7 protein-coding genes are annotated in these 6,597 nt (G+C 59.8%); 2 read left to right on the top strand and 5 right to left on the bottom strand.

The window, feature by feature from the left end; genetic code table 11:
* Window positions 1-138 precede the first annotated feature (138 nt).
* Window positions 139-1,047, top strand: a complete 909-nt coding sequence (locus tag ACNFBT_RS23395) for a LysR family transcriptional regulator (RefSeq protein WP_416753117.1) — start codon at window positions 139-141, stop codon at window positions 1,045-1,047.
* Here the strand turns inward: ACNFBT_RS23395 and ACNFBT_RS23400 are convergent.
* Both ACNFBT_RS23400 and ACNFBT_RS23405 read right to left on the bottom strand, forming a co-directional pair.
* A complete protein-coding gene (locus tag ACNFBT_RS23400) occupies window positions 1,033-1,809 on the bottom strand; it encodes a substrate-binding domain-containing protein (protein ID WP_416753118.1) in 777 nt (258 codons plus the stop codon). The genes ACNFBT_RS23395 and ACNFBT_RS23400 overlap by 15 nt on opposite strands.
* Before the next feature lie 15 nt (window positions 1,810-1,824).
* Window positions 1,825-3,126 carry an MFS transporter gene (locus ACNFBT_RS23405; protein WP_416753119.1) on the bottom strand — a complete coding sequence of 434 codons (1,302 nt, stop codon included), beginning with the start codon at window positions 3,124-3,126 and terminating at the stop codon, window positions 1,825-1,827.
* A 435-nt stretch (window positions 3,127-3,561) separates the two neighbouring features.
* Between ACNFBT_RS23405 and ACNFBT_RS23410 the strand changes: the two genes are divergently transcribed.
* Window positions 3,562-3,777, top strand: a complete 216-nt coding sequence (locus ACNFBT_RS23410) for a hypothetical protein (RefSeq protein ID WP_416753120.1) — start codon at window positions 3,562-3,564, stop codon at window positions 3,775-3,777.
* Between the two features lie 61 nt (window positions 3,778-3,838).
* On the opposite strand, the gene glsB is transcribed toward ACNFBT_RS23410, so the two are convergent.
* The 3 genes from glsB to ACNFBT_RS23425 all read right to left on the bottom strand — a co-directional run.
* Window positions 3,839-4,747: a glutaminase B gene (gene glsB / locus ACNFBT_RS23415; RefSeq protein ID WP_416753121.1), complete on the bottom strand. Its 909-nt coding sequence runs from the start codon at window positions 4,745-4,747 to the stop codon at window positions 3,839-3,841.
* Between the two features lie 960 nt (window positions 4,748-5,707).
* A complete protein-coding gene (locus ACNFBT_RS23420) occupies window positions 5,708-6,253 on the bottom strand; it encodes a 1,2-dihydroxy-3-keto-5-methylthiopentene dioxygenase (RefSeq protein WP_416753122.1) in 546 nt (181 codons plus the stop codon).
* Window positions 6,254-6,263: 10 nt separating this feature from the next.
* The coding region (locus tag ACNFBT_RS23425; protein WP_416753123.1) for a class II aldolase/adducin family protein at window positions 6,264-6,597 on the bottom strand (334 nt) is incomplete at its 5' end.

Here is a 6,597-nt window from a genome sequence, read left to right on the forward strand (position 1 = left end):
GCGGCGAGGTCCCGAGTTTAGCGCTGCCAGATACCGGCGTTGGTAGGGTTCCGCGGAGCGACTCGCTGGGGAAACTTCCCCGACGGCGAGCGAAAGTGGTATTGATGCCGTCTGATTATCAATCCACCGGCATTCCCAATGAGCATCAATTTCGACCTGGACGATCTCCAGGCATTCCGGGCGATCGTGGAGAACGGCAGTTTTCGCAAGGCCGCCGAGGCGGTGAAGATCACCCAGCCGGCGCTGAGTCGCCGTATCGAGAAGCTGGAGTCCGCTTTGAATGTTCGGCTGTTCGACAGGACAACCCGCAAGGTCAGCCTGACGGCCGTGGGTCGCGCCTTCGTACCGGAAGTGGAGCGGGTGCTCGACCAGTTGGACACTGCATTGATGAGCATTGCCGATGTCGCCTCCAGCAGAATGGAGCGCGTCACCATCGCGTGCGTGCCGTCGGCTGCTTACTATTTCATGCCAAACGTCATCAGCGAATTTCATCGCCTGTATCCACGCATCAAGATCATGGTGGTGGACTCCAGCGCGCATGAGGTGAACGTTGCCGTAGCGAGTGGCGAAGCAGATTTTGGCGTCACCTTCAGTGGAAACCTGAGCCCGGAATTGACCTTCGATCTGTTACTCGAAGAGCGATACGTGATGGCCTGCCGACGCGATCATCCCTTGGCAAGTCGACACTCGGTGACCTGGTCCGAAATGTATGAGCATGACTACATCTCACTGGACAAGACCTCCGGCAACCGACTCATCTTGAGTCAGGCCTTGAAGCGCCTGTCTCCATCCAGACACAGCATCTGCGAAACGCGGCATGTCACGACCGCGATAGGGCTGGTGGAAGCTGGCCTGGGTGTGGCAGCCGTGCCGTCCATAGCCATGCCCCGAACCCACCACCCCATACTCAAGGCTGTTCCATTGGTGGAGCCCGAGGTCGTACGGAGGGTAGGTTTGATCAAGCGCAGCGGGCGCACGCTGACGCCCGCTGCGCTTGAGCTTGAACGGCTTGTCAGAGGTACGCCTGTGAAATCACCTGGGGACTGAGTCCAACCCCGTGGCTTGCACGACGGGTTGCGCAGCTGCGGACGACAGGTACGACAACAGCTCTCTGGCCTTCTCCGGGTGTTTCGCATTGCGGGGGACGCCAGCGGAGTAGCGGGTAACGGATTGCAGGGACTCAGGAATCTTGCCGACGAAGGTAACCCCAGGAACAGGCAGCAGTTCGGCGACCTGCTGGAAGCCGACCTCGTATTGGCCCGACGCAACGACCGAGGCAACCGGAATCCGCTCGATCATCTTCGCTTTTGAGCCGACCTGCTGCTCCAACCCAAGCTTCCTGAACAATTTGTTCTGGATATAGACCCCGCTGGCGCTGTCCGAATAGGCAATCGACCCGGCGTCCAACAGGCTTTTCTTGAACGCCTCTTCCGTATCGATCCTGGGCTTGGGAGCTCCCTGTCTGACCACCATGCCGATGCGCGAATCCGCTAGTTCCACTTTGGAAGCCGGATCCACCACGCCCTGCTTGATGAGCTCATCCAATGCGTACCCGACCATGATCACCACATCGGCATTTTCCCCTCTCGCCAGACGATTAGGGATCGCTTCACGGGCTTGCCCCATGGAGGGGCCGAGAATGGTCTGGATCTTGTCGCCACTGTCCTGCGCATACTTCGGGCTCAGCCGCTGAAAGGCCGCGGTGAACCCCCCCGAGGTCATGACGTTCAGCTCTTCTGCATGCGCGGCAGTGCTAAGTGTACAAAGGCCAATCGTTAATACGGCAAGGTGCTTTGTCAGTGCATTCATTCGAGACGCTCTCGATCAGACAGGAATGTGGATACGCGAGGAACTTCCGCGGTAGAGCACCAGGGTCGAGCAAAGCGCACAGACAGCGGCGAAGGTCATCCAGTAGCCGGGAGCACCTTTATCTCCGCTCAGATGAATGAGCCAGGTGGAGATGGCCGGGGTGAATCCGCCGAACACGGCAGTCGCCAGGCTATACGCCAGGGAGAAGCCAGCGACCCGGACTTCCACCGGCATGATTTCGGTGAGCGCCGGAATCATCGCCCCGTTGTAAAGGCCGTAGATGAACGAAAGCCAGAGCAGTACCTGCAGCATGTGCGCAAAGCTTGGGGCCTGGGCCAGGAACGACAGCGCGGGGTAAGCGGTGAAAATGGCCAGTACGGTCATTGCGACGAGCATCGGTTTGCGTCCGAACCTGTCGCTCAGATGCCCTCCGATGGGCAGCCAGATGAAGTTCGAGATGCCCACCAGCAGCGTGACGAGCAAGGCGTCGGTGGTGCTCAGGTTCAGCACCGTTTTGCCGAAGGTGGGCGCGTAGACGGTGATCAGATAGAACGCGGTGGTCGTCATCGCCACCATCAGCAGGCCAGCCAGTACCACACGCCAGTTTTCGCCCAGTGTGGCGAACACCTGTTTCATGCTGGGGCGCTGGGAGCGACGGGAAAACTCCTCGGTTTCCTCCAGACTGCGACGAAGCACGAAGATGAACGGCACGATCAGGCAGCCGATCGCAAAGGGAATTCGCCAGCCCCAATCGGCAATCATCGCGGGCGACATCAGTTGGTTGAGCCCATAGCCCAAGGCTGCCGCAACGACAATCGCCACCTGCTGGCTCGCGGACTGCCAACTGGTATAGAAGCCTTTTCGCCCGGCAGTCGCCATTTCCGCCAGGTAAACCGAGACGCCGCCGAGTTCGGCGCCGGCGGAAAAGCCCTGCAGCAAGCGGCCCACCAGCACGAGCAGAGGCGCCCATGGACCGATGCTCGAATAGCCCGGCACTAGAACGATCAGCAAGGTGCCACTGGCCATGATCGACAGGGTGACGATCAACCCCTTCCGGCGGCCGACATCATCGATGTAGGCCCCGAGAATCACCGCTCCCAGCGGACGCATCAGAAAGCCTGCGCCAAACACGGCGAAGGTCATCATGAGCGAGGCGAACTCACTGGATGCGGGGAAGAAAACGGCGGCTATCTGCGTGGCGTAGAAGCCGAAGAGAAAGAAATCGAACTGTTCGAGAAAGTTGCCCGAGGTGACGCGAAACACGGCACCCGCCTTGGAGCGGGCCGATGACGAGCCCGGGATGGATGAGGCATGCATAGGTAGTTCTCCAGCGATCTTATTTAGGCTTGTTGGCGCTTTTGGTCGCTGGATTCTGCTCGACACACTTTGAAACGATAAGTGCTATGTTTGCATTCATTGATGCATGAAATTTATCAGTTCGCCATTTTGCACGTCGCCAGCACCCGATCCGATGCCGTTTGCGAAAACCGCCTTTTGCTCGGACGAACCATGAACAGGCGGTTTGCCACTCAATGAAGCCCGGAACATCGCGCAAGCAAAGAGCGGACAGAAATGAGTCGTCGGCGGGTTCGCCAAAGGTGCCAGGCGGGGGGCTTGAATCCGAATCTGTTTTTGGTAGATTTTTCCTGCCGTGTGGCTTGGAGAGCAGCAGCCACACGGCAAAAGGCCGTATCGATGGGGTACGGCCTTTCTTGCTTCTGAGTGCTCTGAAGTCTCTCTGCGGAGGTCATCATGAACACCGCCCCCCTCCCCACGCTCGTTTGCCGCCTCAACCAGAACATCAATGCCACCAGCGCCGCCATCCGGGAGCTTGCCGCCTGGGCAGAGGCAAGCGGTTCATCAGACACCTCGGAAGCTGTCCGGCGCCATCTGATGGTCTTGGAGGCCAACTCCACGCATATCAGCGAAGCGTTGGCGGCACTGATCGCCTGGCAAGCTGAACGATAAGGCTCGGCGCCTGCACCGCAGCGGCTACTCGCCGAGTGGCCGCTGAGGACCCGCTGGCTGATCAGAACACCGACCACCCGATCCGCGAACTGAGCAACTCCAGCGCCGCCATGCCGGCGTAGGAATTGCCCGCGGCATTCAATTCCGGCGACCACACGCACACGGTGAATTGCCCTGGCACGATTGCCACGATCCCGCCCCCCACGCCACTCTTGCCCGGCAGCCCCACGCGGTAGGCGAAATTCCCTGCTTCGTCATACAGCCCGCTAGTGGCCATGATCGAGTTCACCTGCTGGGTCTGGCGCCGGGTCAGAATTTGCTCGCCACTGTGCTTGCAGAACCCATCGTTGGCCAGGAAACAGAAGGCTCGCGCCAGATCCAGGCAATTCATCTGCAACGCGCAGTAACTGAAATAACTGCGCAGCACCGTCTCGACCTCGTTATGGAAGTTGCCGAATGACTGCATCAGGTAAGCCATGGCAGCGTTGCGCGCGCGGAACTGATACTCCGAATCCGCTACACGGGTATCGATCGATATGTGGGGATTGCCCGAAAGGCGCCGCACGAAATCGCGCATCGACAGAATCGGTGCTGCGAAGCGCGATTGGTTGATATCGCAGATCACCAGCGCACCCGCATTGATAAAGGGATTACGCGGGCGCCCGCGCTCGAACTCCAGCTGCACCAGCGAGTTGAAGGGCTGGCCTGAAGGCTCATGACCCAGCCGCTCCCAAATGGCCTCACCGGAGTGGCCAATCGCCTGAACCAGGCTGAACACCTTGGAAATGCTCTGCACCGAAAACGGCACCAACGCGTCGCCCGCGCAGTGATAGCTGCCATCGTTGCCATAGACCGCGATGCCCAGCTGCTGCGCCGGCACATCAGCCAGCGCGGGAATGTAGTCAGCCACTTTGCCCTTGCCGATCAAGGGACGTACTTCTTCGAGAATCTCGTTCAACAGCGTTTGCATGGAGTGCCCTGTTATCAGACCCCAGACGACGGCACGGGGCAGCATTCTTGACGCAGGCTGAGCAGGAGAGATCACACTTACGGAATCCGAATGGCGGCGGCGATCATGCAGGCACGGGCGTTTGTGGTGTCATTGCGGCACCGTGTTATGGAGTGGGAGGGCCAGTGTAAATGCTCGTTCCTAGCCCAGAGCACAGCAACTCCCCCCGCCTGTATGACACTGCTGCACGCGGGCGAAGGCGGTGTTCAGCAGCAAAATCAGTTGATTACCGGCGGCAGTAATCGGCCGATAGCGGACGTCAGGCCGAGAATAAGCGATCGCGATTTTCTCATTCTCATACAAGTTCCCTCGACAAGGTTGCTGGACTTCAATTCAGAGAAAGACGACCTCACAGCAGCTTATGGGGCAGAGAAACTCACTGTCCGGCATGTCAAATGATTGCAGGCGGCATGATGTCCTTTCTAGAAATCAGACATCTTGGCTCACCGTCGCAAAACGAAGCCTGAAGCATTCAAGCAACGCTCCAGAACAAACATCCCAATCCATCAGCACGAGCCCACCAGGGCAGGCCATTTACCCTGGTAGCCTCAATGCGCCCTCTGGCCGAAAGAAATCCCGACGTCTTTGCCGATGTCCGCTTCGTACTGACCGACATGGACGAGACATTGACTCGCCTACTTCCGCCACACCCTGGGTGTGAGCACCCTGCGCGAATGCTTGAATGAGCTTCCACATCTTCCGGCCTGGATCAGCGACGGGCCCGGCGGATCAGGCTTTGTCGAAGCGGTAGAGGCAATCCTGGCTTCACGATCGGTTTGACTGGCATCGGCTCCTGCAAGTGCGTTGGTTCTTACCACTCCATGTCGACAGCAGCGGGATACCTCCGAACACAATCGGCCAGAAACAGATTCGCCAGTGTCCGCGTTGGGGTAGCCGATAGCGCTCGCGACCACGCCTGTTTCAAAGATCGAGCAGCGGAAAGCGCTTGGCGATGTCATCGCCAGTGAACTTGGCCACCCAGCCCTCAGCGTTGTTGAACAGGCGGATGGCCACGAAATGCGGGCGCTCGCCCATGTCGAACCAGTGGCGGGTGCCGGCCGGCACCGAGATCAGGTCGTTCTTCTCGCACAGCACGGCGTAGACGTGATCCTCGATGTGCAGGGTGAACAGCCCACGACCGGCAACGAAGAAGCGCACTTCATCCTCGCCGTGGCGGTGTTCGTCGAGGAACTTGGCGCGCAGTTCGTCCTTCTGCGGGTGATCGGCGGTCAGGCTGACCACGTCGACGGTAACGTAGCCCTCCTCCTCCTGCAGGCGGCGGATCTCGTGCCGGTAGGCGGCGAGCACTTCCTCCTGGCTGGCGCCAGGGGCGATGGGCGCGTTGGCCTGCCAGCGCTGGAAGCGCACGCCGACGGCGTTCAGGGTCGAGGCGATGTCCTCGGCATGCGTCAGCAGCTTCAGCGGCTGCTCGGGGCTCGATTCGTGGTAGACGGTCAGGCTGCTCATGGTCGGTTCCTCAGATCGCTGGATTCGCTGAGCGGAGGCTTAATATTTTCAGTTCGCATTCGAAGAGAAATTCGAAGGCTTCCACCTGGCGCAAGGCATCGGCCATGCGCGGCCCCCACGTGTACAGGCCGTGGCCACGGATCAGATAACCGGGACAATCGGGATGGGCGTCGAGCCAGGGCTGCACCTTGGCGGCCAGGCGGGCGATGTCCTGATCGTTGTCGAAGATCGGCACGGTCACGCGGCCTTCGTGGGTGGTGATGCCGGCGAAGGCCTTCTGCAATTCGTAGTCTTCCAGCTCCAGGCGGTCGCCTGCGGTCAGGCGCGAGAGCACGGTGGCGTTC

This window comes from Pseudomonas sp. NY15181, assembly GCF_048068055.1.
Taxonomy (GTDB): Bacteria; Pseudomonadota; Gammaproteobacteria; order Pseudomonadales; family Pseudomonadaceae; genus Pseudomonas.

Excerpts from the sequence above, each read along its gene's own strand:
- ACNFBT_RS23410 (WP_416753120.1), top strand. The coding sequence starts at position 3,562 with ATGAACACCGCCCCCCTCCCCACGCTCGTTTGCCGCCTCAACCAGAAC.
- ACNFBT_RS23395 (WP_416753117.1), top strand. The coding sequence starts at position 139 with ATGAGCATCAATTTCGACCTGGACGATCTCCAGGCATTCCGGGCGATC.
- ACNFBT_RS23420 (WP_416753122.1), bottom strand. The coding sequence starts at position 6,253 with ATGAGCAGCCTGACCGTCTACCACGAATCGAGCCCCGAGCAGCCGCTG.
- ACNFBT_RS23405 (WP_416753119.1), bottom strand. The coding sequence starts at position 3,126 with ATGCATGCCTCATCCATCCCGGGCTCGTCATCGGCCCGCTCCAAGGCG.
- ACNFBT_RS23400 (WP_416753118.1), bottom strand. The coding sequence starts at position 1,809 with ATGAATGCACTGACAAAGCACCTTGCCGTATTAACGATTGGCCTTTGT.
- glsB (WP_416753121.1), bottom strand. The coding sequence starts at position 4,747 with ATGCAAACGCTGTTGAACGAGATTCTCGAAGAAGTACGTCCCTTGATC.